The sequence below is a fragment of the Leclercia sp. UBA5958 genome (assembly GCF_002430365.1).
Lineage (GTDB): Bacteria > Pseudomonadota > Gammaproteobacteria > Enterobacterales > Enterobacteriaceae > Enterobacter > Enterobacter pneumoniae.
This window is the reverse complement of sequence record NZ_DJCE01000001.1, coordinates 155,517-180,250: the sequence shown is the minus strand read 5'-3', so window position 1 is coordinate 180,250 and position 24,734 is coordinate 155,517. Positions and strand designations below refer to the sequence as shown.

General features: G+C 54.2%; 29 protein-coding genes and 1 other annotated feature. Of the genes, 12 read left to right on the top strand and 17 right to left on the bottom strand.

What is annotated here, in order from left to right:
* Window positions 1-92 precede the first annotated feature (92 nt).
* The 6 genes from hemP to B2Q93_RS00910 all read left to right on the top strand — a co-directional run bounded on the left by hemP (window position 93) and on the right by B2Q93_RS00910 (window position 5,999).
* Window positions 93-287: a hemin uptake protein HemP gene (gene hemP, locus B2Q93_RS00935; RefSeq protein WP_040075988.1), complete on the top strand. Its 195-nt coding sequence runs from the start codon at window positions 93-95 to the stop codon at window positions 285-287.
* 68 nt (window positions 288-355) lie between these two features.
* Complete coding sequence (locus tag B2Q93_RS00930; RefSeq protein ID WP_286931616.1) at window positions 356-2,341, top strand: TonB-dependent hemoglobin/transferrin/lactoferrin family receptor; 1,986 nt, start codon at window positions 356-358, stop codon at window positions 2,339-2,341.
* A 47-nt stretch (window positions 2,342-2,388) separates the two neighbouring features.
* Window positions 2,389-3,417, top strand: a complete 1,029-nt coding sequence (locus B2Q93_RS00925) for a hemin-degrading factor (RefSeq protein WP_286931615.1) — start codon at window positions 2,389-2,391, stop codon at window positions 3,415-3,417.
* Window positions 3,414-4,235, top strand: coding sequence for a heme/hemin ABC transporter substrate-binding protein (locus B2Q93_RS00920; protein WP_212477942.1), 822 nt, complete (start codon window positions 3,414-3,416; stop codon window positions 4,233-4,235). Before B2Q93_RS00925 ends, B2Q93_RS00920 begins: the two co-directional genes overlap by 4 nt.
* A complete protein-coding gene (locus tag B2Q93_RS00915; RefSeq protein ID WP_233802137.1) occupies window positions 4,235-5,227 on the top strand; it encodes a FecCD family ABC transporter permease in 993 nt (330 codons plus the stop codon). Before B2Q93_RS00920 ends, B2Q93_RS00915 begins: the two co-directional genes overlap by 1 nt.
* The gene (locus B2Q93_RS00910; protein WP_286808030.1) at window positions 5,220-5,999 is read left to right on the top strand and encodes a heme ABC transporter ATP-binding protein; all 780 of its coding nucleotides are present in this window, start codon (window positions 5,220-5,222) and stop codon (window positions 5,997-5,999) included. The genes B2Q93_RS00915 and B2Q93_RS00910 overlap by 8 nt, the downstream gene beginning before the upstream one ends.
* Here B2Q93_RS00910 and selO read toward each other — a convergent pair.
* From selO to thrS, 14 genes are all read right to left on the bottom strand, one after another.
* Window positions 5,996-7,438 (bottom strand): protein adenylyltransferase SelO, encoded by a 1,443-nt coding sequence (gene selO / locus B2Q93_RS00905; RefSeq protein ID WP_286808029.1) that lies wholly within the window; start codon window positions 7,436-7,438, stop codon window positions 5,996-5,998. The genes B2Q93_RS00910 and selO overlap by 4 nt on opposite strands.
* Window positions 7,439-7,492: 54 nt before the next feature.
* Window positions 7,493-8,212 (bottom strand): EAL domain-containing protein, encoded by a 720-nt coding sequence (locus B2Q93_RS00900; RefSeq protein WP_046885915.1) that lies wholly within the window; start codon window positions 8,210-8,212, stop codon window positions 7,493-7,495.
* Window positions 8,213-8,482: 270 nt separating this feature from the next.
* Complete coding sequence (locus B2Q93_RS00895) at window positions 8,483-8,947, bottom strand: C40 family peptidase (protein ID WP_040075998.1); 465 nt, start codon at window positions 8,945-8,947, stop codon at window positions 8,483-8,485.
* Between the two features lie 73 nt (window positions 8,948-9,020).
* Window positions 9,021-9,776: a vitamin B12 ABC transporter ATP-binding protein BtuD gene (btuD, locus tag B2Q93_RS00890; RefSeq protein WP_207293589.1), complete on the bottom strand. Its 756-nt coding sequence runs from the start codon at window positions 9,774-9,776 to the stop codon at window positions 9,021-9,023.
* Window positions 9,776-10,327 carry a glutathione peroxidase gene (locus tag B2Q93_RS00885; RefSeq protein WP_046885913.1) on the bottom strand — a complete coding sequence of 184 codons (552 nt, stop codon included), beginning with the start codon at window positions 10,325-10,327 and terminating at the stop codon, window positions 9,776-9,778. The genes btuD and B2Q93_RS00885 overlap by 1 nt, the downstream gene beginning before the upstream one ends.
* A gap of 35 nt (window positions 10,328-10,362) precedes the next feature.
* A complete protein-coding gene (gene btuC, locus B2Q93_RS00880) occupies window positions 10,363-11,343 on the bottom strand; it encodes a vitamin B12 ABC transporter permease BtuC (RefSeq protein WP_286931614.1) in 981 nt (326 codons plus the stop codon).
* A 101-nt stretch (window positions 11,344-11,444) separates the two neighbouring features.
* A complete protein-coding gene (gene ihfA, locus B2Q93_RS00875; RefSeq protein WP_006820203.1) occupies window positions 11,445-11,744 on the bottom strand; it encodes an integration host factor subunit alpha in 300 nt (99 codons plus the stop codon).
* 4 nt (window positions 11,745-11,748) lie between these two features.
* Complete coding sequence (pheT, locus tag B2Q93_RS00870) at window positions 11,749-14,136, bottom strand: phenylalanine--tRNA ligase subunit beta (RefSeq protein WP_286931613.1); 2,388 nt, start codon at window positions 14,134-14,136, stop codon at window positions 11,749-11,751.
* A 15-nt stretch (window positions 14,137-14,151) separates the two neighbouring features.
* Complete coding sequence (gene pheS, locus B2Q93_RS00865; RefSeq protein WP_207293586.1) at window positions 14,152-15,135, bottom strand: phenylalanine--tRNA ligase subunit alpha; 984 nt, start codon at window positions 15,133-15,135, stop codon at window positions 14,152-14,154.
* Between the two features lie 62 nt (window positions 15,136-15,197).
* Window positions 15,198-15,322, bottom strand: a sequence feature (Phe leader region).
* On the bottom strand, window positions 15,273-15,317 hold the full coding sequence (gene pheM / locus B2Q93_RS00860; protein ID WP_001386830.1) for a pheST operon leader peptide PheM: 45 nt from the start codon (window positions 15,315-15,317) through the stop codon (window positions 15,273-15,275). It overlaps the preceding feature by 45 nt.
* 235 nt (window positions 15,323-15,557) lie before the next feature.
* A complete protein-coding gene (gene rplT / locus B2Q93_RS00855; protein ID WP_000124850.1) occupies window positions 15,558-15,914 on the bottom strand; it encodes a 50S ribosomal protein L20 in 357 nt (118 codons plus the stop codon).
* A 51-nt stretch (window positions 15,915-15,965) separates the two neighbouring features.
* Window positions 15,966-16,163 carry a 50S ribosomal protein L35 gene (gene rpmI, locus B2Q93_RS00850; RefSeq protein ID WP_003030583.1) on the bottom strand — a complete coding sequence of 66 codons (198 nt, stop codon included), beginning with the start codon at window positions 16,161-16,163 and terminating at the stop codon, window positions 15,966-15,968.
* A 97-nt stretch (window positions 16,164-16,260) separates the two neighbouring features.
* The gene (gene infC, locus B2Q93_RS00845; protein ID WP_059287945.1) at window positions 16,261-16,803 is read right to left on the bottom strand and encodes a translation initiation factor IF-3; all 543 of its coding nucleotides are present in this window, start codon (window positions 16,801-16,803) and stop codon (window positions 16,261-16,263) included.
* 3 nt (window positions 16,804-16,806) lie between these two features.
* Window positions 16,807-18,735 carry a threonine--tRNA ligase gene (thrS, locus tag B2Q93_RS00840; protein WP_040076006.1) on the bottom strand — a complete coding sequence of 643 codons (1,929 nt, stop codon included), beginning with the start codon at window positions 18,733-18,735 and terminating at the stop codon, window positions 16,807-16,809.
* Window positions 18,736-19,047: 312 nt separating this feature from the next.
* On the opposite strand from thrS, the gene yncL reads away from it, so the two are divergent.
* Window positions 19,048-19,140, top strand: coding sequence for a stress response membrane protein YncL (gene yncL / locus B2Q93_RS00835; protein ID WP_156132618.1), 93 nt, complete (start codon window positions 19,048-19,050; stop codon window positions 19,138-19,140).
* Window positions 19,141-19,237: 97 nt separating this feature from the next.
* Entirely contained in the window at window positions 19,238-19,345 is a 108-nt protein-coding gene (yniD, locus tag B2Q93_RS00830; protein ID WP_154298868.1) for a small membrane protein YniD, read from the top strand.
* Window positions 19,346-19,524: 179 nt separating this feature from the next.
* Here yniD and B2Q93_RS00825 read toward each other — a convergent pair whose 3' ends face one another.
* Complete coding sequence (locus B2Q93_RS00825) at window positions 19,525-19,758, bottom strand: hypothetical protein (protein WP_040076008.1); 234 nt, start codon at window positions 19,756-19,758, stop codon at window positions 19,525-19,527.
* A gap of 255 nt (window positions 19,759-20,013) precedes the next feature.
* Window positions 20,014-20,772 (bottom strand): DUF481 domain-containing protein, encoded by a 759-nt coding sequence (locus B2Q93_RS00820; protein ID WP_212477934.1) that lies wholly within the window; start codon window positions 20,770-20,772, stop codon window positions 20,014-20,016.
* A 292-nt stretch (window positions 20,773-21,064) separates the two neighbouring features.
* Between B2Q93_RS00820 and pfkB the strand changes: the two genes are divergently transcribed.
* The 3 genes from pfkB (at window position 21,065) to B2Q93_RS00805 (ending at window position 23,338) form a co-directional block, all read left to right on the top strand.
* Window positions 21,065-21,997, top strand: coding sequence for a 6-phosphofructokinase II (gene pfkB, locus B2Q93_RS00815; RefSeq protein WP_046885908.1), 933 nt, complete (start codon window positions 21,065-21,067; stop codon window positions 21,995-21,997).
* A gap of 87 nt (window positions 21,998-22,084) precedes the next feature.
* On the top strand, window positions 22,085-22,372 hold the full coding sequence (gene ghoS / locus B2Q93_RS00810) for a type V toxin-antitoxin system endoribonuclease antitoxin GhoS (RefSeq protein ID WP_286931612.1): 288 nt from the start codon (window positions 22,085-22,087) through the stop codon (window positions 22,370-22,372).
* Window positions 22,373-22,477: 105 nt separating this feature from the next.
* Window positions 22,478-23,338 carry a fructosamine kinase family protein gene (locus B2Q93_RS00805; RefSeq protein ID WP_040076013.1) on the top strand — a complete coding sequence of 287 codons (861 nt, stop codon included), beginning with the start codon at window positions 22,478-22,480 and terminating at the stop codon, window positions 23,336-23,338.
* A 37-nt stretch (window positions 23,339-23,375) separates the two neighbouring features.
* Here the strand turns inward: B2Q93_RS00805 and B2Q93_RS00800 are convergent, their stop codons facing one another.
* Window positions 23,376-23,912, bottom strand: coding sequence for a YniB family protein (locus B2Q93_RS00800; RefSeq protein ID WP_286931611.1), 537 nt, complete (start codon window positions 23,910-23,912; stop codon window positions 23,376-23,378).
* Window positions 23,913-24,049: 137 nt separating this feature from the next.
* On the opposite strand from B2Q93_RS00800, the gene hxpB reads away from it, so the two are divergent.
* Window positions 24,050-24,718 carry a hexitol phosphatase HxpB gene (hxpB, locus tag B2Q93_RS00795; RefSeq protein WP_286931610.1) on the top strand — a complete coding sequence of 223 codons (669 nt, stop codon included), beginning with the start codon at window positions 24,050-24,052 and terminating at the stop codon, window positions 24,716-24,718.
* Window positions 24,719-24,734 lie beyond the last annotated feature (16 nt).

Sequence of the window (24,734 nt, the reverse complement as noted above, 5' to 3'; positions counted from 1 at the left end):
TCTCGCGCTTTTTTGGTAAAAACGCTTGCCGTGTCAGATCTTTTGTTGATAATGATTATCATTGTTACATTGATTGCTATTTTGAAAACACTATGTCACGTATGGATAACACTGCAGCAACGCTTTCTCGTCCTGAAGACAAAACACAGCCTGCGCCCGATGCAGCCGATCGTCGTATCAGCAGTAAAACGCTGCTGGGCGATGAAGGCCGCGTCATTATCGAGCATGACGGCCAGCAGTATCTGCTGCGTCAAACCCATGCCGGAAAATTAATCCTGACAAAATAAAAAACCTCGCCAGCCACCCAGGTCATCCCCAGGCAGCCAGCGCTTTCATATCCTTATGGAGAGTTGCTATGCCATACCTGCATTCCGCGTCTTTGCGCCCGTCGCTGCTGGCGCTGGCGATTTTCAGTACCCTGCCCGGCGCCGCTTTTGCTGCTGCGGAGGAGATGACCGTCACCGCCACGGGCAACGCCCGGAGCACCTTTGAAGCCCCGATGATGGTGAGCGTTATCGATGCCACCGCCCCAGAGAATCAGACCGCCAGCTCTGCCGCCGATTTGCTGCGTCAGGTACCGGGGATAACCCTCGACGGTAGTGGTCGCACTAACGGCCAGGACGTGAACCTGCGCGGTTACGATCGTCGTGGCGTACTGATCCTGGTAGATGGGGTGCGTCAGGGGACCGATACCGGTCATCTCAACAGCACTTTTCTCGATCCCGCCCTTATTAAGCGCATCGAAGTGGTGCGTGGCCCCTCCGCCCTGCTGTACGGCAGCGGCGCGCTGGGGGGCGTGATTGCTCACGATACGGTGAATGCCAGCGATCTGCTGGAGGCTGGGAAAAACAGCGGATATCGTGTATTCGGCACCGCCGCCACCGGGGATCATAGCCTGGGCATGGGCGCCAGCGCCTTTGGCCGTACCGACACCCTCGACGGCCTCCTCTCCTGGTCCAGCCGCGACCGGGGCGATATTCGTCAGAGCGACGGTGATACCGCGCCCAACGATGAGTCCATCAATAACATGCTGGCAAAAGGGAGCTGGAAAATTGACAGCGCTCAGACCCTGAGCGGAATGCTGCGTTACTACAATAATGCCGCGCAGGAGCCAAAAAACCCGCAAACGCCAGGCGAAGTGGATAGCAGCAACCCCATGACTGACCGTTCTACTATTCAGCGTGACGCCCAGCTTGGCTATAAGATTGCGCCGGCGGGTAACGACTGGCTGAATGCAGATGCCAAAGTGTACTGGTCAGAAGCCCGCATCAACGCGCAAAACCTCGATGACACCGGCGAATTCCGCAAACAGACCACCAAAGGCGGGAAAGTGGAAAACCGCTCCCGCCTGTTCAGCGACTCCTTCGCCTCTCATTTACTGACTTACGGCGGCGAGTATTACCGTCAGGAGCAGAACGCATCTGGCGCTGCGACAGGCTTCCCGGATGCGAAAATCGACTTCAGTTCAGGCTGGTTGCAGGATGAGATCACCCTACGCGATCTGCCGGTCACCCTTCTTGGCGGTACCCGCTATGACAACTATCGCGGAAGTAGCGACGGCTATGAAGATGTGGATGCGCATAAGTGGTCATCCCGTGCCGGGTTAACCGTTAGCCCAACCGACTGGCTGATGCTGTTTGGCTCGTATGCCCAGGCCTTCCGCGCCCCAACCATGGGTGAGATGTATAACGATGAGAAACACTTCTCCATCGGCAGCTTCTACACCAACTACTGGGTACCAAACCCGAATCTGCGACCAGAAACCAACGAAACGCAGGAGTATGGTTTTGGTCTGCGCTTTGACAATCTCTGGCTTGGCAACGATGCGCTGGAGTTCAAAGCCAGCTACTTTGATACCAACGCCAAAGACTACATCTCGACCACCGTCGATTTTGCCGCTGCGACCACCATGTCCTACAACGTGCCGAATGCCAAAATCTGGGGCTGGGACGTGATGGCAAAATATTCCGCCGACCTGTTTAGCCTCGACATGGCCTATAACCGCACTCGCGGCAAAGATACCGACACCGGGGAGTACATCTCCAGCATCAACCCGGACACTGTCACCAGTAAACTGAACATACCGGTGGCCCAGAGCGGCTTCTCCGTCGGCTGGATCGGCACCTTTGCCGACCGTTCAACCCACGTTAGCAGCAGCTACAGTAAGCAGCCTGGCTACGCGGTAAATGACTTCTACGTCAGCTACGAAGGACAGGCGCAGTTGAAAGGTGTTACCACCACGCTGGTGCTGGGCAACGCCTTCGACAAAGAGTACTGGTCACCGCAGGGCATCCCGCAGGATGGCCGTAACGGTAAGATCTTCGTAAGTTATCAGTGGTAATCCCCTTGCCCCGGTTCGCCGGGGTCTTTATTCGGAAGGAAGAGACAATGAATGACTACACACGCTGGCTTGCGCTAAAAGAAGAACATCCGGGTAAATATGCTCGTGACATCGCAGGCATGATGAGTATCAGCGAAGCAGAACTCACCTCTGCGCGCGTTGGGCATGATGCCTGGCGTCTGCAGGGCGAGATCCGCGAGATCCTTGGCGCGCTGGAGGCCGTGGGAGAAACAAAGTGCATTTGCCGTAATGAATATGCGGTACACGAGCAGGTCGGTGCCTTCAGCAATCAGCATCTTAAGGGTCACGCCGGGCTGGTGCTGAATCCGCGGGCCCTGGATCTGCGCCTGTTCCTCGGCCAGTGGGCCAGCGCCTTCCATATTAGCGAGGTCAACGCCCGGGGCGCGCGTCAGAGCATCCAGTTTTTTGACCATCAGGGCGATGCGCTATTGAAGGTTTACGCCACCGACAAGACTGACGTTGCCGCCTGGGGCGACCTGCTCACGCGCTTTATCTCTGCCGACAATCCGCCGCTGACGCTCAAACCGGCCGACGCCGTCACCTACGCCGAAGGGGCAGATGCCGCTACCCTGGATAAAGAATGGCGCGCCATGACCGATGTGCATCAGTTCTTTGGTCTGTTGAAACGCCATAACCTGAGCCGCCAGCAGGCCTTCCGCCTGGTGAGTGACGATCTGGCCTGCCGGGTGGATAACAGCGCCCTGAGCAGACTGCTGGAGACCACCCGTCAGGATGGCAATGAAATTATGGTTTTTGTCGGCAATCGTGGCTGCGTGCAGATTTTCACGGGTGCGGTCGAAAAAGTGGTGCCGATGAAAGGCTGGCTAAATATCTTCAACCCGACTTTCACCCTCCATCTGCTGGAAGAGACCATCGCAGAAACCTGGGTGACCCGTAAACCCACCGCCGACGGTCACGTCACCAGCCTTGAGCTCTTTGCGGCCGATGGGACGCAAATCGCCCAGCTTTATGGCCAGCGCACCGAAGGGGAGCCAGAGCAGCCCCAGTGGCGGACTCAGATCGACACCCTGCTGCCTAAGGGGCTGGCCGCATGAAAAGACTGTTGGTCCTGATCGCCGCCTTGCCGCTGACGGTTTTTGCCGCCACTCCGCAAAAAATCGTCGCCCTCGGGGGCGACGTTACCGAGATCGTCTATGCCCTGGGTGCGCAGTCGTCGCTGGTAGCGCGAGACAGTACCAGCCTGTGGCCCGCCGAGGCGAAATCATTGCCGGACGTGGGCTATCTGCGTCAGCTCAATGCCGAAGGGATCCTCGCCATGCGCCCAACGCTGGTGCTGGCCAGCGATCAGGCGCAACCCTCTCTGGCCCTGAAGCAGGTTGAACAAAGCCGCGTCGCGGTGGTCACGGTGCCAGGGAGTCCTGACCTGAGCGCGATCGATGAGAAAGTGCGGATTGTGGCTAAGGCGACGCACCGGGAGGCTGAAGGCGAGGTTCTGCGCAACAGGCTGCGCGCGCAGCTGGCTGCGCTGCCTGACTCTTCGCTTCACAAGCGTGTCCTTTTCATACTGAATCACGGGGGAATGACCGCGATGGCCGCAGGCCAGCAAACCGCTGCCGATGCGGCGATCCGTGCCGCCGGATTGCAAAATGCGATGCAGGGATTTACCCGCTATCAGCCCCTTTCGCAAGAAGGGGTGATCGCCAGCCAACCCGATCTGGTGGTGATCTCGCAGGACGGCGTGAAAGCGCTGGGCGGCGAGGATAACCTGTGGACGTTACCCGGGCTGGCACAAACCCCGGCCGGGCGTCATAAACAGCTTCTGGTTATTGACGATATGGCGCTGCTTGGCTTTAGCGTTCGCACGCCGCAGGCCATCCAGCAGCTGCGTACCAAAGCCGGGCAACTCCCCTGATGTCCCGTAAAATCACGCTCTCGCTATGGTTACTGGCCCTTTCGCTGGCCCTCGCGACCCTGCTTGCTACCGGTTTTGGCGCGTTGCGCCTGCCGGTAAGTCTCTTCTGGAGCAGGGGTGACGACGCTCTGCGCCAGATATGGTTTACCATCCGTTTGCCCCGCGTGTTGCTGGCGCTGGTGATTGGCGGCTCGCTGGCGTTGGCAGGCTGCGTGATGCAGGGGTTGTTTCGTAACCCCCTCGCCGATCCGGGCCTGCTGGGGATCAGTAGCGGTGCGGCGTTAGCTGTGGCTTTATGGGTGGTCTTACCGCTCTCTTTACCCGCGCTATTGATGCTCTACGCGCCAATGCTGGCAGCGTTTGTCGGCGCTCTGGCGGCCACCGGAGTGATCTTTATCCTGAGCCAGCAGCGCGACAGTTCGCTGTCTCGCTTGCTGCTGGTGGGGATCGCGATCAATGCCCTGTGCGGTGCCGCAGTGGGCGTATTGTCGTGGGTCAGTAACGATGCCCAGCTACGCCAACTCTCGCTATGGGGCATGGGTAGCCTGGGTCAGGCCCAGTGGTCAACGCTACTGGCGATCACTTCCCTGATGCTCCCCACGGTATTAATTATCTGTCGGTTGGCGTCGGCGCTTAACGTGCTGCAGCTGGGCGATGAAGAAGCACACTACCTCGGCATTGAGGTGCGGATGGTGCAGCGGATTTTACTGCTCTGCAGCGCCCTGCTGGTGGCTGCTGCCGTGGCGGTAAGCGGCGTGATTGGCTTTATCGGGCTGGTGGTTCCCCATCTGTTGCGCATGTGGCTGGGTTCCGATCATCGGGCGGTGATCCCAGGCTCCGTGCTGGCGGGAGCATTACTGCTGCTGATCGCCGATACGGCCGCCCGTACGCTGGTGGCGCCTGCGGAGATGCCGGTTGGCCTGCTGACCAGCCTCCTCGGCGCCCCCTGGTTCCTGTGGCTGATCTTCCGCCGGGGAGGGCACCATGGCTGAGACGTTTGTCGCACAAAACCTGACTTATCGCGTGGCGGATCGGACGGTGATCCGCAACATCTCTCTCACTCTGGCACCGGGTGAACTGGTGGCGCTGATTGGCCCCAACGGAGCGGGGAAATCGACGTTATTACGGCTGCTGACCGGCTACCTGAAGCCCGAGGCCGGGCAGTGCAAACTTGAGGGTAAAGACCTGGCACACTGGAGCGCCCCGGCCCTTTCGCGTACCCGGGCGGCGATGCGCCAGCTCACCCAGCCTGGTTTTGACTGGCCGGTTGAAGCGGTCGTCGCCATGGGGCGTACCCCCTGGGGCTTAACGCCGGACAGGTCAATAATTACGCAGGTCATGCAGCTGACCGGCTGCCTGCCGCTGGCCGGACGTTCTTATTCGGCGCTCTCCGGCGGTGAGCAGCAGCGGGTGCAGCTTGCCCGTGCGCTGGCGCAGCTCTGGCGCAACGGGGCGCCCCGAGGCTGGCTGTTTCTGGATGAACCTACCTCAGCGCTGGATCTTTACCACCAGCAACACATACTGCGTTTATTGAAGCGTTTGACAGGACACGGGCATCTGCATGTGTGCGTTGTCCTGCACGATTTGAACCTCGCCGCGCTGTGGGCAGATCGTGTGCTGTTGCTGCACAACGGCGATCTCGTTGCCGGGGGAACAGCGCAGCATGTTTTACAAGCTGATACCCTCACCCGCTGGTATGGCGCTGAGATCCACGTTGGTACGCATCCTGCCAGCGCTACACCGCAGGTTTTTCTTGCCCCTTAGCTTGAGCAACTCACTTCCAGCCGCTTGCCCCAGTCCGGTGGGCGGCTGACGTAGTCATCATCCCGTTCGGCAAACGGCGTACGAAGCGCCTCATGTAGACGATGGAGTTCGGCATAATCCCCCTGCTCTGCCTGCTCGATAGCGCGCTGTGCCAGCCAGTTACGCAGTATCATTGCCGGGTTGACGGCGTTCATTTGCGTCTGTCGGGCAGCATCGTCCGCATCTTCCAGCTGTAGGCGCTCGCGGTAGAGCGCGAACCACTGGTCGAAGGCCTGGCGGTCAATAAATTCATCCCGCAGCGGGGACGCCGCGCTCTGGCGCTCCGTCTGGCCCAGCATGCGGAAGGTTCGCGTATAGTCACTGCCCTCTTTTGCCATCAGCGTAAACAGCCCGTTCAGGAGGGTGTTATCGCCCTTCTCCTGACGCATCAGCCCCAGTTTGCGGCGCATCAGTTTACCGTACTGCTGCAGCAACACCTCCTGATACTCATCGAGCGCATCATTGAGGGCATCCACGTCGATAAACGGCGATAACGACTGGGCCAGCCGTTGCAGGTTCCATAATCCCACGGACGGCTGGTTATCGAAGCTATAGCGTCCCTGATAATCGGAGTGGTTACAGATAAAACCGGGCTGGTAATCATCCAGAAAACCGTACGGGCCATAATCAAAAGTCAGACCCAGTATCGACATGTTATCGGTATTCATTACCCCGTGCGCAAAACCGATCGTCTGCCAGCAGGCCATTAGCGAGGCGGTGCGGGCGACAACATCACGGAACCAGAGCCGATACTTATCGGCATCGTTCTGCAGGTGGGGCCAGTGATGGGCAATAACGAAATCCGCCAGCTGTCGCACTTTTTCTGGCTCACGGCGATAGTAAAAGTGTTCAAAATGACCGAAACGCACATGGCTTTGGGCTATACGCATCAGCATCGCACCCTGCTCCACCGATTCACGTGATACCGGGGTATCGCTGGTGACGATCGATAAAGCACGGCTGGTGGGCACGCCCAGCGCGTGCATCGCCTCGGAAGCGAGGGCTTCCCGGATGGTTGAGCGCAACACGGCTCGGCCATCCCCCATGCGGGAGTAAGGCGTCAGGCCAGCCCCTTTCAGGTGCCAGTCGACCGTCTGACCATTCGCAAGCTGCTGTTCGCCTAGCAGGATGCCACGACCATCGCCGAGTTGTCCGGCCCAGACGCCAAACTGATGGCCGCTATAGACCTGTGCCAGCGGCTTCATGCCCGGGAGCAGCGTTTCGCCTCCCCAGACGCCAGCCCCTTCGGCTGGGGTAAACAGTGATGCAGGGATATCCAGTTCGTCCGCCAGGGCGGCGTTATGCCAGACCAGACGAGCATTACTGAGCGGCGTGGGTTTCAGCGCGGTGTAAAAACCTGGCAGTTCATCATGCCAGTGAGAAGTAAAAGACAGGGTCATAGATCCTCCTGCCTTTAGTGTAGTGCGTTTATCCGGTGTTAAACACGGGGTAACCTAAGGGTTATCCTGCACCAGAGAGGTGATGTTTTCTACAGATACCGGGGGCCACAGACTCCCCTGCATGGCGCTAAAGCCAAAACCCGATAGACGCTGCAAGGTCTCTTTGTCATCCACTCCAGCCACCATCACCGACTGACAATAAGGTGAAACCTGCATCATGATGGCCCGGATAAAGGGTTCAAACGTTCGATCAGTTAAATGTTGTTGAATGAAGTTTTTATCCAGCGCCACGCGATTAAACAATCCATCGAAAATGGCTTTAGTGGAGGCATCCCCCGCACCAAAATTGGCTAATACCAGCGGAAAGCGAAGCGCGAAGTTCATCAAACTGGTATTTTCTTTTCCTTTATTAAGTTCAGGATAATTCTCATTAACAGTAAACTCGAGTGACGGGTAACGTTCACAAATTGCAATACCATTACCTTCGCTAATTAACCAGGTTACGACCGTAGGGGTAATATTTATCCATGCGGTCAGCTGATGTTGAATAAAAAAGAGTTTACAGCTATCGAGCAGTAACAACTTTTCCTGAAACAGCTCAATCTCTTGCCTGGCCGTGAGATACGGCATAACCAGTTCAGTCGGCATACGTACATTTGTAGCCACGCCAACAAAGTTGACGATTATTTCGATTCCGATTAGCGCCCCTGAATCATTGCGGGCTGGCACTATTAACAGCTCAGACTGATAAGCGTTATCCAGCGTAATTATCATTTTCCCGCCCCGTACTTATGACGCTATGTGTCATCCTGAAACATATAGATATGTAATTCAATATCATGGATTTTAATAGGAAGAATTTCATTAGTTCCGTTATAATTTTAGGAGTTTCCTTAGACTCGAAATAATCTTATCCTGGATATCCATTAATAGCCAGTTTTTGATAAGCAACGCATTTACGGCTAATTATTACAACAGAAAATAACGTCGTTGAAAGAATATTGCGGGACTTTTAAAGCAAGAGCGCCATGCGGCGCTACCCATTTATATACGTCTGGCCTGCCAGAAATTTTTACGCCAGTAGACATTATCCAGCGACGAGCGCATCACGCCGCGGCTGGTAGAAGCGTGAATAAACTGGTTGTCGGTATCATAAATACCGACGTGAAGCCCACTCTCGCCCGACCCGGTTTTGAAAAAAACCAGATCCCCTGGGAGCAGGTCATCTTTATTAATTTCGGTGCCTATTTCAGCCTGTTTACGCGTCTCCCGGGGGAGTTGCAAATCAAACTTGTCGCGGAAGGTCATTAACACAAAGCCCGAGCAGTCCACCCCGCCACGACTCATCCCGCCATAGCGGTAAGGTGTGCCGCGCCAGTTCTGCAACTGATCGTTTAGGTTAGCAATGACCGTGATCGAGTCAGAGAGGCGCGCGTTTGGCGGTGGCGCACGATGGCTACTGCACCCGGCCAGAAATAGCGCCACCACAAGGGGAAACCAGAATCGCATTCCAGACGAATCCTCTGCTTTTTTTGTTCTTTCCGTAATTTAGCCTGTCTTAGCGCTACGGCGCAACCTGCGCTTATTCCTGTCCGGTGGAAATGATCATTCTGTGACCTTCGATATCCAGCCGGCGGAATGGCATCCCGTAGGCGCGGGCAAGATTAGGCGGGGTTAAAACCTTGTCTCGCGCGCCGCTGGCGAGCAACTCGCCGCGCTTTAATAGCCATACGCGGTGGGCATGCCGCAACGTATGATTAAGATCGTGGCTGCTCATCACAATGGCGATCCCCTGCTGCGATAGCGCGCTGAGCGCTCTGTCGAGCGCTACCTGCTGCGCAACATCAAGGCTGGTCATTGGCTCATCCAGCAGCAGTAACTGGCCGTGTGGGTTACCTGACGGATGAATTTGCAGGATCACTGCAGCCAGGCGCACTCGCTGCCACTCGCCGCCGGAAAGCTGATTGACATTGCGGGTGAGCTTATCCTTAACGCCCAGCGCGCCCGCAACTTCCAGCAGTAACGACTCCTGGGCTTTATCGTGCTGATGCAGCATCAAATAGTGCCAGACCGGCATGGCAAACGGCGGGGTTTGCTGCTGAACCAGCCAGGCGCGTCGAGTGGCAAGCGAGGCCGGCGACCAGTCGGCCAGCGGTTTATCCTGAAAAAGGATCTCCCCTGCACCGTCTGATAACCCTGACATCCGGCTCAGCAAGGTGCTTTTACCGGCGCCGTTCGGCCCCACAAGGTGAATAATCTCCCCTGCGTTGACCTGCACATCGATCGGCCCCAGCCTGTTCGCCACCGCAACGCCGTTGAGCTGCATCAGCGCCGTCATTAGCTGGCCAGTGCCTTCTCAATGGCGGCAGTGATTTGCGGATCGTCTGGCGTCATATCCGGTGAAAAGCGCTGAATGACCTGTCCGTCGCGGCCAATGAGGAATTTCTCGAAGTTCCAGAGAATATCGTCCGGATAGAGCGGCGCGCGACCTTTGCTTGCCATTCGCTCGTAAAAACCACTGCCCTCTGGAGCGACGGCCGCAGGAGCCGCAGCGATAAGCTTCTGGTAGAGAGGATGACGCTGCTCTCCGTTAACCTCTACCTTACTGAACATCGGGAACGTCACGCCATAAGTCGTGCTGCAGAAGGTCTTGATCTCTTCTTCGCTGCCTGGTTCCTGTCCCAGAAACTGATTGCACGGGAAGCCGAGTACGGTGAAGCCCTCTTGTTCTTTGCTCTTTTGCAGCGCTTCCAGCTGTTCATACTGCGGCGTGAGGCCACATTTTGATGCCACGTTCACCACCAGCAAAACGTTACCTTTATAGCTTTCCAGAGTGGTCTTTTCCCCATCGATGGTCGTCACTTCAGTATGCAAAATATCTGTCGACAAGTTTTACCTCAGGTTGTGTTTCAGGTTGGCGGCGATTAACGTCCGGCTTTTAAGAGTAGCCAGATAAACACCGGTGCGCCCAATGTCGCGGTCACGACACCGATGGGCAGTTCTGCAGCATTCAGCGCCAGCCTGGCGATGATATCGGCCAGCAGCAATATGGCCCCCCCGGCCACCGCCGCGGCAGGCAGCAACAGACGATGATCGGTGATACCGGCTAAGCGCAGCATGTGTGGAATGACAAGACCAATAAATCCGATGGCACCCGCCAGCGCCACGCTGACGCCCACCATCCAGCCGATAGCCAGCACCAGCGTGTTACGCCAGAAGGTCAGCGGCAGGCCGAGCTGGCGCGCGGAGGTCTCTCCCAGCACTAACATATTCAGCGGCGAGGCTTGCAGGCACCCCCAGAGAATCACCGGTATAAGCAGTAGCATCAGCCAGCCTTGACTCCAGTCGACACCACCAAAGCCCCCCATCATCCAGTACATTAGCTGGCGAAGGTCAAACGAGGTGGAGAAATAGACCGCCCAGGTCATGAGCGCGCTACAGATAATGCCCAGCGCTACGCCTGCCAACAGCAGACGACTGGAGGAGAGATGTTTGCGGGCGAAGCGCAGCAGGATAGTGGTAATGATCAGCGCGCCGAGAATGGCGTAGAGGCTTAGCGCCGTCCCCGAGAGCGCCCCGCCCCCCAGCATGACTGCCGCAATCAGACCCACACCGGCACCGTTTGAGACGCCCAACAGACCGGGCTCGGCGAGGGGATTATCAAACAGCGCCTGCATAATGGTACCGCTCAGGGCCAGAGCCGCCCCCACCAACACCACCGCCAGGGTACGCGGAAGCCGTATTTGCCAGATGTAAAGACGCGCGTCATCACTAAACCAGGCCTGCGGCGAAATCCACTGCTCACCTGCACACAGGCTAAACCCCAGTGCCGCCACCAGCGCCACTATCAGCAACAGTAATTTTCGCAGATCGGCGCGGTATTGATGACGGGCGAATTCGGGCATGAGTATCATTATGCGAATGAATGAGGTGATTGATTTTACGGTGGGTTTACAACAGCGCAAAGAAAAAAGGCCGCAAAAGCGGCCTTTTTAGTTAGTTCATATCACTCTGCTTTTGGCGAAGCGTTTTCGACACGGCTTTTTAACTTCTGTCCGGGTCTGAAGGTCACCACGCGGCGGGCTGTAATGGGAATATCTTCCCCCGTCTTCGGGTTACGGCCCGGACGTTGGTTTTTGTCTCGCAAATCAAAATTGCCAAAGCCGGAGAGTTTTACCTGCTCACCATTTTCCAGAGCACGACGGATCTCTTCGAAAAACAGCTCTACCAGCTCTTTAGCATCCCGTTTGCTAAGCCCAAGCTTATCAAACAGATATTCTGACATTTCAGCTTTTGTAAGCGCCATAGGTTCAATCCCTCAATGATGCCTGGAATCGCTCTTTTAATGCCTCTACACATTTGGCAACGGTAGCGGCAATCTCCTCTTCTTCGAGTGTACGGCCGGTATCCTGAAGGATCAGGCTGATAGCCAGGCTCTTAAAGCCCTCTGCTACGCCCTTGCCGCGGTACACGTCAAATAAGTTTACGCCAACTACCTGATTTACGCCAACTTTCTTACATTCGGCCAAAATATCTGCGGCAGGCACGTTTTCGGCCACCACAACAGCGATATCACGACGGTTCGCCGGGAAGCGAGAAACGTCCTGAGCCTGAGGAATAACGCGGTCTGCAACCTTGTTCCACTCCAGCTCAAACGCCAGCGTACGGCCATTCAGGTCCAGTTTACGCTCAAGCTCCGGATGGATAACGCCAATGACACCAACGCGTTCTCCCTTCAGATAAATTGCCGCACACTGGCCCGGATGCAGGGCTGGAATAGCTTCAGCACGAAACTCAATTTCGGATAATTTACCGGTCAGATCGAGCACGGACTCGAGGTCACCTTTCAAATCGTAGAAATCAACGCTGTTTTTCGTCAGATCCCAGTGCTCTTCGTAGCGGTTGCCACAAATGGCGCCGGCCAGCATCAGATCCTGACGGATACCGAGATCAGCCTGGGTATCCGGTACAAAACGCAGGCCGGTTTCAAAGATACGCACGCGGCTCTGCTGACGGTTCTGGTTATAAACGATGGTACTCAGCAGACCGGTCAGCAATGACAAGCGCATTGCAGACATTTCGCTGGAGATCGGGCTTGGCAAAATCAGCGCTTCTTCACCTGGATGAACCAGCTGCTGCACTTTCGGATCGACAAAGCTGTAGGTGATGACTTCCTGGTAGCCTTTGTCGTTAAGCATGGTTTTCACACGCTTCAGGGACAGGTCAGCTTCGCGGTGCGAGCCCATGACCAGACCCGCCTGTACAGGGGCGTCAGGAATGTTGTTGTAGCCATAGACGCGGGCAACTTCCTCAACCAGATCCTCTTCGATCTCCATATCGAAACGCCAGCTTGGGGCAACAGCCTGCCACTGATCCTGACCTTCGGTCACTTCGCAGCCCAGACGGCGAAGAATGTCACCTACCTGCGCATCGGCAATGTGGTGACCAATCAGGCGATCCAGCTTGCTGCGGCGCAGCGTAATGGTTGCACGCTTCGGCAGGGTCGCTTCGTGAGTGACATCGATAACCGGGCCCGCTTCGCCGCCGCAGATATCGAGCAGCAAGCGTGTCGCACGCTCCATCGCTTTATACTGCAGTGCAGGATCCACACCGCGCTCGTAGCGGTGAGACGCATCGGTGTGCAGGCCGTGACGACGTGCACGACCGGTGATGGCGAGCGGACTGAAGAACGCACACTCCAGCAGCACGTTCTGCGTTTCATCATTAACGCCAGAGTGCTCCCCACCAAAGATGCCGCCCATGGCCAGCGCTTTGTTATGGTCAGCAATTACCAGCGTATCGGCATTCAGTTTGGCTTCGGTGCCGTCCAGCAGAACCAGGGTTTCGCCCTCTTTCGCCATACGCACCACGATGCCGCCCTCGATACGATCTTTATCGAACGCGTGCATCGGCTGACCCAGCTCCAGCAGAACGTAGTTAGTGACGTCAACGACGGCATCGATAGAGCGAATGCCGCAACGACGAAGCTTCTCTTTCATCCACAGCGGAGTTGGCGCTTTCACGTTGATGCCTTTGACCACACGCCCCAGGTAGCGCGGACAGGCGTCTGCAGCTTCAACCTGGATAGGCAGCGTGTCGCTGATGGTCGCTTCAACAGGCACGATTTCTGGTACGTTCAGCTCGGTCTGATTCAGCACGGCGACGTCACGTGCCACACCGATAATACCTAAGCAATCCGCACGGTTTGGCGTAACGCTAATTTCGATAGTATTGTCATCGAGTTTCAGGTACTCACGAATATCGGTACCGACAGGCGCATCGGCTGGCAATTCGATAATACCGTTATGATCGTCGGAAATACCCAGCTCAGAGAAGGAGCAGAGCATGCCTTCGGAAGGCTCGCCGCGCAGTTTCGCGGCTTTAATTTTGAAGTCACCCGGCAGTACGGCGCCGATGGTCGCCACCGCAACTTTCAGCCCCTGGCGACAGTTAGGTGCGCCGCAGACGATATCCAGCAGGCGTTCGCCGCCTACGTTGATTTTGGTAACACGCAATTTATCGGCGTTAGGGTGCTGACCGCACTCCACCACTTCGCCCACCACCACGCCGTTGAAAGCGCCCGCAACCGGCTCAACGCCGTCCACTTCCAGGCCAGCCATGGTGATCTGGTTAGAAAGCGCTTCGCTGTCGAGAGAGGTATTCACCCATTCGCGTAGCCACAGTTCACTGAATTTCATTGTTCTGTCCTGCCCTTATTTAAACTGTTTGAGGAAACGCAGATCGTTCTCGAAGAAAGCGCGTAAGTCGGTTACGCCGTAACGCAGCATGGTCAGTCGCTCCATACCCATGCCGAACGCAAAGCCGGAGTAAACTTCCGGATCGATGCCCACGTTGCGCAGTACATTCGGATGCACCATACCGCAGCCCAGCACTTCCAGCCATTTGCCGTTTTTACCCATCACATCCACTTCAGCAGAGGGTTCGGTGAACGGGAAGTAAGACGGACGGAAACGCACCTGCAGATCCTCTTCAAAGAAGTTATTCAGGAACTCGTGCAGCGTGCCCTTCAGGTTGGTGAAGCTGATGTTCTTATCAACGATCAGACCTTCCATCTGGTGGAACATCGGAGTGTGAGTCTGGTCGTAATCGTTACGGTAAACACGGCCCGGCGCGATGATGCGAATCGGTGGCTGCTGGTTTTTCATGGTGCGAATCTGTACGCCAGAGGTCTGGGTACGCAGCAGACGGGTCGCATCAAACCAGAAGGTGTCGTGGTCGGCACGTGCCGGGTGGTGACCCGGAATGTTCAGGGCATCGAAGTTATGGTAGTCATCTTCAATTTCCGGCCCGGTGGCGACGGTAAAGCCCAGTTCACCGAAGAAACTTTCAATACGGTCAATGGTGCGGGTAACCGGGTGCAAGCCACCGTTCTCAACGCGGCGACCCGGCAGGGAGACGTCGATGGTCTCTGCAGCGAGACGGGCGTTCAGCGCGGCATTTTCTAATTCGGCTTTACGCGCATTCAGAACTTGCTGGACCTGCTCTTTGGCTTCGTTAATCACTGCGCCTGCAGCTGGACGCTCTTCCGGCGGCAGCTCACGCAGGGTGGTCATCTGAAGAGTCAGATGCCCTTTCTTGCCCAGGTATTCGACGCGGACGTTGTCTAACGCGGCAACATCTGAGGCCTGGTTAATGGCAGCCGTTGCACTGGCAACCAGCTCTGCGAGATGTGACATGGTTTTCCTCATTATGTCGGTGCAGACACCGATTTGGTGGACTTAATCTCTCGAATTTAGACACAAAAAAAGCCTCCATCGGGAGGCTTAATTGGCGCTGTTTTTCGTTTCATCTTTCACGCGCTAGCCTCCTGAATTCAGGTGCTAAAGTAAAAGAAGAAGCGGAAAATAGCAGCATTCATGCTTGCGTTACCTTGTGTGGAAAAACCGTTAAGCGCTTATTGAAAAGCCTGCACGGATAAATGTCAATGTTCTGATAAGGTTATACCCCAAATAATTCACGTTGTAACAAGGCGGCAAGAGAGAGAATTCTCAGGCCCTTACATCAGTGACTGAAGTGAACGAACGCAGCCAATGCAGGTACAGCTTGAAGTATGACGGGTATATGAAAAGAGGGAGCAAAGCCCCCTCTTTCAACTGGCTTATGCCAGAGCTGCTTTCGCTTTTTCGACCAGAGCGGTGAACGCTACTTTGTCGAATACTGCGATGTCAGCCAGGATCTTACGGTCGATTTCAACAGAGGCTTTTTTCAGGCCGTTGATGAATTTGCTGTAAGAAATACCGTTCTGACGTGCTGCTGCGTTGATACGCGCAATCCACAGTTGACGGAACTGACGCTTACGCTGACGACGGTCACGGTAAGCGTACTGACCTGCTTTGATAACAGCCTGGAAGGCAACGCGGTAAACGCGTGAACGCGCACCGTAGTAGCCTTTAGCTTGTTTCAAAATTTTCTTGTGACGTGCACGTGCAATTACACCACGTTTTACGCGAGCCATATGTGCTCTCCTGTATCTATATTCTTAGTAAAAAAATTAAACGTTAACGGCTTATGCGTACGGCAGGCACGCGATAACCAGACCCAGATCGCCTTTAGAAACAAGGCCTTTTGGACGCAGGTGACGTTTACGCTTAGTAGATTTTTTGGTCAGAATATGACGCAGGTTTGCGTGCTTACGCTTAAATCCACCACCACCGGTTTTTTTGAAGCGCTTAGCAGCACCGCGTACGGTCTTAATTTTTGGCATCTTAATAACTTCCACTTCGCATTGTTAAATAAACGAAACATAGGCGAGCAAAACCTATGAGGCCCGAAGGCTCCACAGATTTTGCTGCTTGAAGGCCTTACTGTTTCTTCTTAGGAGCGAGCACCATGATCATCTGGCGGCCTTCGATCTTCGTAGGGAAGGATTCGACTACTGCCAGTTCACTCAGATCTTCACGGACGCGGTTAAGCACTTCCATACCGATCTGTTGGTGGGCCATCTCACGACCGCGGAAACGCAGTGTGATCTTGGCCTTATCGCCATCTTCCAGAAAGCGAATCAGGCTGCGGAGTTTTACCTGATAATCGCCATCGTCGGTACCAGGACGGAATTTGATTTCCTTAACCTGGATAACTTTTTGCTTCTTCTTCTGTTCCTTAGAAGACTTACTCTTTTCATAAAGGAACTTGCCGTAGTCCATGATACGACAAACTGGCGGTTCGGCGTTAGGGCTGATTTCAACTAAATCTACTCCAGCTTCTTCAGCCTTTTCGATTGCTTCTCTCAGACTCACAATCCCCAGCTGCTCGCCTTCCAGACCTGTTAAGCGAACTTCCTGGGCGCGAATCTCGCCATTGATACGATTCGGACGTGCCGTTTGAACTCGTTTTCCGCCTTTAATACCTTATTCCTCCAGTTGTTGAAGACTGCGGCTGCGAATCTCTTGTTGCAGCTTCTCAATCACTTCACTTACGTCCAGGCTCCCCAGGTCTTTACCACGGCGGGTGCGAACGGCAACTTTGCCTGCTTCCACCTCTTTATCACCACAGACCAACATATAAGGGACACGACGTAAAGTGTGCTCGCGGATTTTAAAGCCAATCTTCTCATTTCTCAAGTCCGCTTTTACGCGAATGCCCGCATTTTGTAGTTTCTGCGTCAATTCTTTAACGTAATCGGCCTGAGAATCGGTAATGTTCATGACCACGACCTGCACTGGCGCCAGCCAGGTTGGGAAGAAGCCAGCAAACTCTTCGGTCAGGATGCCGATGAAGCGCTCCAGAGAACCGAGGATTGCACGGTGAATCATAACCGGTACCTGACGCTCGTTGTCTTCGCCAACATAAGAGGCGCTTAAACGCTGCGGCAGGGAGAAGTCCAGCTGTACTGTTCCGCACTGCCATGCGCGATCGAGGCAGTCATACAGGGTAAATTCAATTTTAGGACCGTAGAAGGCGCCCTCACCCAGCTGGTATTCGAACGGGATACCGTTCTCTTCCAGCGCCACGGCGAGGTCCGCTTCCGCGCGATCCCAGGTCTCATCGCTACCGATACGTTTTTCCGGACGCGTTGAGAGTTTGACGACGATCTTCTCGAAGCCAAACGTGCTATACATATCGTAGACCATACGAATACAGGCGTTAACTTCATCACGAACCTGATCTTCGGTACAGAAGATATGCGCATCATCCTGGGTAAAGCCACGTACACGCATCAGACCATGCAGCGCACCTGATGGCTCGTTACGGTGACAGCTACCGAACTCAGCCATACGCAGCGGCAGGTCACGGTAGGATTTTAGACCCTGGTTGAAGATTTGCACGTGACCCGGGCAGTTCATCGGCTTGATGCAGTATTCACGGTTCTCGGAAGAGGTAGTGAACATCGCATCTTTGTAGTTTTCCCAGTGGCCGGTTTTTTCCCACAGCACGCGGTCCATCATGAACGGGCCTTTCACTTCCTGGTACTGGTACTCTTTCAGCTTGGAGCGTACGAAGGTTTCCAGTTCGCGGAAGATGGTCCAGCCATCGTTGTGCCAGAACACCATGCCCGGTGCTTCTTCCTGCATATGATACAGGTCAAGCTGCTTACCGATTTTACGGTGGTCGCGTTTTGCGGCCTCTTCCAGGCGCTGCAGGTAGGCATTCAGGGCTTTTTTGTCTGCCCAGGCCGTACCATAGATACGCTGCAACATTTTGTTGTTGCTGTCGCCACGCCAGTAAGCGCCGGCGATTTTCATCAGCTTAAAGTGATGACAGAAGCGCATATTCGGCACGTGCGGTCCACGGCACATGTCGACGTATTCTTCATGATGGTACAAGCCAGGCTTGTCATCATGGGCGATGTTCTCGTCAAGAATAGAGACTTTATAGCTCTCGCCACGCTTCACGAAGGTTTCACGCGCTTCATGCCAGCTTACTTTCTTCTTGATGACATCGTAGTTGGTTTCAGCGAGCTCGTGCATACGCTTTTCGAGCGCGTCGATATCTTCCTGGGTCAGGGTGTGGTCAAGATCAACGTCATAATAGAAGCCGTTGTCGATAACCGGGCCAATCGCCATTTTGGTGTTGGGCCACAGCTGTTTGATGGCATGACCTAACAAATGCGCACAGGAGTGACGAATGATCTCCAGACCTTCTTCGTCTTTCGCAGTAATGATGGAGAGCTGCGCATCGTTTTCAATGAGATCGGAAGCATCAACCAGTTCGCCATTCACGCGGCCGGCAATGGTGGCTTTCGCCAGGCCTGGACCGATGTTCAGGGCAACATCCATTGGGCTTACAGCGTGGTCGAAATGGCGTTGGCTACCATCAGGAAGAGTAATAACAGGCATTTTATGTCCTTATTCGCAGTGATGCCCCACACATAAGAGCATATGCAAAGAGAATAATTTTACAGTTAACAGTGGATTACCGAACCATCTGACCAACAATCGTCAAATTGGCTTGTCATCCCGCACAAGATCGAAGGGTGTAGTTTACCCTTTCGATCAGCATGCCGATGGTAACACTAACAAAAGAGTGAAAACACCCTCCCCGGAGAATGAGTCACTGGTACTTTTGTCTGAGATTCAAAGCGGGGACAGGCAAGGCGCAATTGCTGAGCTATCCTTGTACTGGTCCGTTAACAGATAATGGGGCGTCGTATGAATGTATCCAGTCGAACCGTGGTTATCCTTAACATTCTCTCCGCAGCGGGTGTGGTACTGATCCTGGCGAATAAATTTCACTGGTTTTAAGACATAACCTCTGCCGCGTTTTCCCGAGTGAGTGGGTGGAAGCATCGTCAGGCGAAGTTTGATAAACTTCGTCGGGATTCGAACAGGGATGGAAACTATGCCAACGAAACGCTTTTCAAAAAAACACTGGAAAATGGTGCTGATACTTATCGCAATATGCGCTGCGATGTTGTTATTACGTTGGGCTGCGATGATTTGGGGATAATCCCCTCGTTTCGGGCAAGCGATCTTTACTTATATTTGCACTCTGTACGCAGAACTAAAATTCAATTTTAAATATTTTAACCATTAATGCGAAAAATAAAAAAACCGGTACGACAAGATCCGGTTTTTTTTACTCGGCACGACGATGTGAAATCAACGGCCAGCCATTATGAGCATGTGTCAGGACCATTCACCCGCAACCAGAGTATGCACATCAAAGGCTTTGTCCATGGACTGCCCTGTAGACTGTGAACCCGGCGCGATGTTAGAACCTGCTTCTACGTCGGAGGCTTGAGTAATACCAATTTGGCTATTCATGTTACTGGCAGAGTCATAAACGGCATCGGCGGCAAATACGCCGAATGAAAGTGCAGAAAGCACAGTCACCGCAGCCGCAGTTGTAATTTTATTCATAATAGATATCTCATACAGAATTAATACAGAACAACTTAATAGGCTTTATATTGCCTGTGTTCACAGTGTAGATCTGGATCACACTTTTGCCTAGTCAAAATATTTATCAATTCGTGTCAAATAAACTGACAAAGCTCAGTCTTAGGAATGATGGAGGAAATATGGAGATATCAGCTACGCTAATATTTTAAAACGGCGTTTGTTATTTCCTGGCACAGAATTAAAAACGGGCCAATATTAATTGGCCCGCCATTATTACATCTTGTAGCCCAGTGAGAGCGTGGTTCTACGGTCAGTATGCTCTGGCGCAGACGACGGCGGCTCGGAGTTCCAGGTCACGTTGTAAGCGACTTTCAAACCGAAATGCTCGTTAATGGCAACGTTAAGCGCCGTTTCTGAGTTTGCGGTAGTATCCTCTGCACCAAAGACAGAAACACCCTGGGTAAATTTGGTGGTGTCTGTCATCTGCCAGGCGTAAGTCCCGGACGCATAACCCAGCGGCTGAGTTTCACTATCGCCGTCGGTATATTTGTCGTAACGTACGCCCGGACCAAATTCAAAACGGAAGCTGTGAACCGGGCCACTCAGGAACTGACGACCGTAACCGACGGTCCCCACATCGCGCTCCTTATAGCCGTTGTAGCGGTCGGTCAGCCAGCTTGCCTGGCCAAACAGGTAATCCACATCAGTCAAATTGTAACGGCTACGTCCGCCCACCGCATATTTCTCGGAAGAGCGCTCATCGTTAGAAGAGGTGTTGCTGGCATTCCCCCACAGTGACCATGCGGTCGTATTACCGTACCAGGTCAGTGTGCTGTCAGCCGTCAGAGATGAGCTTTTCGTGTTACCGGATTGCGCCAGATAACCTGCGTTAAGGTTGCCTTCAAAAGGTTTCTGCGCAGTGGAGGGATCATCCATGACAGTAAAAACGGAATCATCGGCAGCTGCATACTGAGATACAAACATGCCCCCCGCTAACATCATCGCAGCGGGTACTGTCTTTAAGAGCTTCATTTATAAAGAGTCCGTACAACAAAAAAAGAGACCATCACGGTCCCGGAAACCTTCTTATGGATCAATAACAAGCCGCCCATCGAAAGGTAACAAATTATAAAAAGGCTCAAATAACATAGCAATGATTTCTTATTTCATTTTTTGAATAAGAACGATCTCAAACCCTTTAAAAAAATATAAATAGAAGCGACATCGCAAAAAAATATTTATATGAGAAATCATACTGTTATTTACTTTCGCGATCGGCTTATTGGTGCCAGGCTTAAGCTGCCCATACAAAATGGAGGTTAAAATGGTCCGAATCTTTACATTAACGCTCTCCCCTTCACTGGATAGCGCGACCATCACCGCGCAGATCTACCCGGAAGGTAAATTACGCTGTAGCGCGCCCGTGTTCGAACCGGGCGGCGGTGGCATCAATGTCGCTCGCGCCATTACCCACCTGGGGGGCAAAGCGACAGCGATTTTCCCTGCAGGCGGGGCAACCGGCGAGCACCTGGTTACCCTGCTTGCGGATGAACAGGTTCCGGTTCAGACCGTGGATGCGCACGACTGGACACGGCAGAACCTGCATGTTCACGTGGAGTCTAACAGCGAGCAATACCGCTTTGTGATGCCCGGCGCCACATTGAGTGATGACGAGTTTCGCCAACTGGAAGAAAAAGTCCTCGCAATTGAAAGCGGATCCATCCTGGTTATTAGCGGTAGCCTTCCGCCAGGGGTCAAAACCGACAAACTCACGCAGCTCATTCAGGCCGCCCAGCGACAAGGTATTCGCTGCATTGTGGACAGCTCGGGTGATGCGCTTACCGCGGCGCTGGCACTCGGCGGCATTGAACTGGTGAAACCCAACCAAAAAGAGCTGAGCGCGCTGGTAAAACGCGATCTCACCCAGCCGGATGACGTCCGTACCGCCGCAGAAGAGCTGGTAAAAAGCGGCAAAGCACACCGCGTGGTGGTCTCCCTGGGTCCACAGGGAGCACTGGCCGTAGATGCCACTGGCTTCGTCCAGGTGGTGCCGCCCCCGATGAAAAGCCAGAGCACCGTCGGTGCCGGTGACAGTATGGTGGGCGCCATGACGCTCAAGCTGGCGCAGGGGGCATCGCTGCAGGAGATGACGCGCTACGGCGTCGCCGCAGGTAGCGCAGCCACCATAAATCAGGGCACCCGTCTCTGTTCTCTGGCGGACACCGATAAAATATATCAATACCTGGCGAAATCCTGATATTCCCCCTTCGGCCTGCCGGAGGGGTCGCCAAACCAGATGAATCGACTAAGCTAGAAAAATTTCATGATAACAATGAGGTGAAATATGAGCAGTGGTGACATCACCCGCTACGTCGTAACCGTAAAGGTCTACGAAGATTCGCTGACTGAACTGAACGAAATTAATAATCATCTTACCCGCAGCGGTTTTTTATTAACGCTGACGGATGATGAAGGCAATCTGCATGAACTCGGCCCCAATACCTTTGGTCTGGTGAGTCCACTTAGTCCGGATGAGGTAGAAGCGCTGGCGAAAGGGCTGGTGGCAAGTGCTACCGGTAAAGAGGCGGCGGTTGAGATTGCCACCTGGGATGAGTGGCACAAGCAACAATAAGTGCCCTCGCTCGTACCAAACGGCGCAGATGTGCGTTAGTTCGTATTTTTTTACCACCAATTTACGCTAACTTTATGATCTGGCAGACAACATGGGAGAGAGCACATGTGGCAGGCTATCAGTCATCTTTTACGTGAACAACTGGGTGAAGGTGAAATTGAACTGCGTAACGAACTGCCAGGCGGAGAGATCCATGCCGCATGGCATCTGCGCTATGCGGGGCGCGACCTTTTCGTTAAATGCGATGAGCGGGAGTTACTGCCCATATTCACCGCCGAGGCCGATCAGCTGGAACTCCTCTCTCGCAGCAAAACGGTGAGCGTGCCGCAGGTCCTGGCCGTTGGAAGCGATCGCGATTACAGTTTTTTGGTGGTGGATTATCTCCCTCCCCGTCCGCTGGATGCCCACAACGCCTTTATTCTGGGGCAACAGATTGCACGGCTGCACCAGTGGAGCGACCAGCCACAATTCGGCCTCGATTTTGATAACGATCTTTCCACCACGCCTCAGCCCAACGCCTGGCAGCGGCGCTGGTCTACTTTTTTTGCCGAGCAACGCATTGGCTGGCAGCTTGAACTGGCGGCTGAAAAAGGGCTGGAGTTCGGGAATATCGATACCATCGTGGAACATATCCGCCAGCGGCTCTCTTCCCATCAACCGCAGCCGTCGCTCCTGCATGGCGATCTCTGGTCAGATAACTGCGCGCTCGGCCCACAGGGGCCTTACATTTTTGACCCGGCCTGCTACTGGGGGGACAGAGAGTGTGACCTGGCGATGTTGCCGCTGCACCCAGAACAGCCGCCACAAATCTACGACGGTTACCAGTCGGTCTCTCCCCTGCCGGCAGACTTCCTTGAGCGCCAACCTATTTACCAGCTTTATACACTAATGAACCGTGCGATCCTCTTTGGCGGACAGCATTTGGTCAATGCCCAAAAAGCGCTGGAAAGGGTACTGGCGGCCTGACGGAACTGCCGGGCAGCCAACCTGCCCGGCAATGCTCTTACAAAAACCCGAGCAGTGAAAAGAAGAAGTAGCCGCCAATAATCAAAATGACCGGCAGCACATACAGCGGAAAGATTTGCAGGAAAATGGTGTGGTGTGGCACCACGATACGCGACTCAATCTGCTCCCGGTTCATCCCTTCTGACCCTTTCGCTTTCTCCAGAATCAGCTGATCTTCAAGCCCCTCGCGCAGAAAACGGGTTTGCCGCCGCATCCGGGCGCCTGAAGCCTGTAACGCCAGCGCGACAAAAATTAGAGCAAAGATAATCCAGAAACCGATATTCAGGCTCTGTTTAAAATCCGGAGTTGGGGAGTTAAACCAGAAAAAATTAAGAAACGGCGTATTAAAACGCATCATCTCAATCATGACGTGAGCGAAGTCCAGCATAACGGCGTTAATACCGGCCTGCTTTTCGCTGTGGTCATACATAAATTTCAAAACAGAGATGATCGTGGAAATTACCGTTGGAATAAAAATTACCCAGCCCGCGATCTGCTTAAGAATGGCTATGCGTCCAGCTTGTTGATACGTCATTGGTTCCTCGTTATAGAGACGCTTACATAGTGGATAAGTCTACCTGCTGGTCGCCATTTTCGCCCGATCTTTGAGGACAATATGGTAAATTGCTGTGTACACCCACGGTGTTCGGCCCCCTTTATGGAGAAGTTATAATGTCAAACTCGCGTCAAATTATTGCTGCCATTTTTGATATGGATGGATTACTGATCGATTCCGAGCCGCTCTGGGATCGTGCTGAACTGGATGTCATGGCCAGCCTTGGCGTGGATATCAGCCGCCGCAATGAACTGCCGGATACTCTCGGTCTGCGGATCGATATGGTGGTGGAGTTGTGGTTTGCCCAGCAACCCTGGTCGGGTCCGGGCCGGGCCGAGGTCACCGACTTAATTATCAACCGCGCCATTGCGCTGGTTGAAGAGAGCCGCCCGCTGCTGGCAGGCGCGCGCGAAGCCGTCGCGCTCTGTAAAGCGCAGGGGTTACGGGTGGGTCTGGCATCCGCCTCGCCGCTTCATATGCTGGAAAAAGTGCTGGAGATGTTTGATCTGCGCAGCAGCTTCGATGCGCTCGCATCGGCCGAAAAACTGCCTTACAGCAAACCGCACCCGCAGGTCTATATGGACTGTGCGGCTAAGCTGGGCGTCGATCCTACGGCGTGCGTCGCGCTGGAAGATTCCGTTAATGGCATGATCGCCAGTAAAGCGGCACGCATGCGCGCTATCGTGGTACCTGCCGAGGAGAATCAGCAGGACGCACGCTATGCGCTGGCCGATGTTAAACTTCACTCTCTAACGCAGCTAACCCCTACCCACCTGCTCGGTTAATGCGGCACTGGGCAAC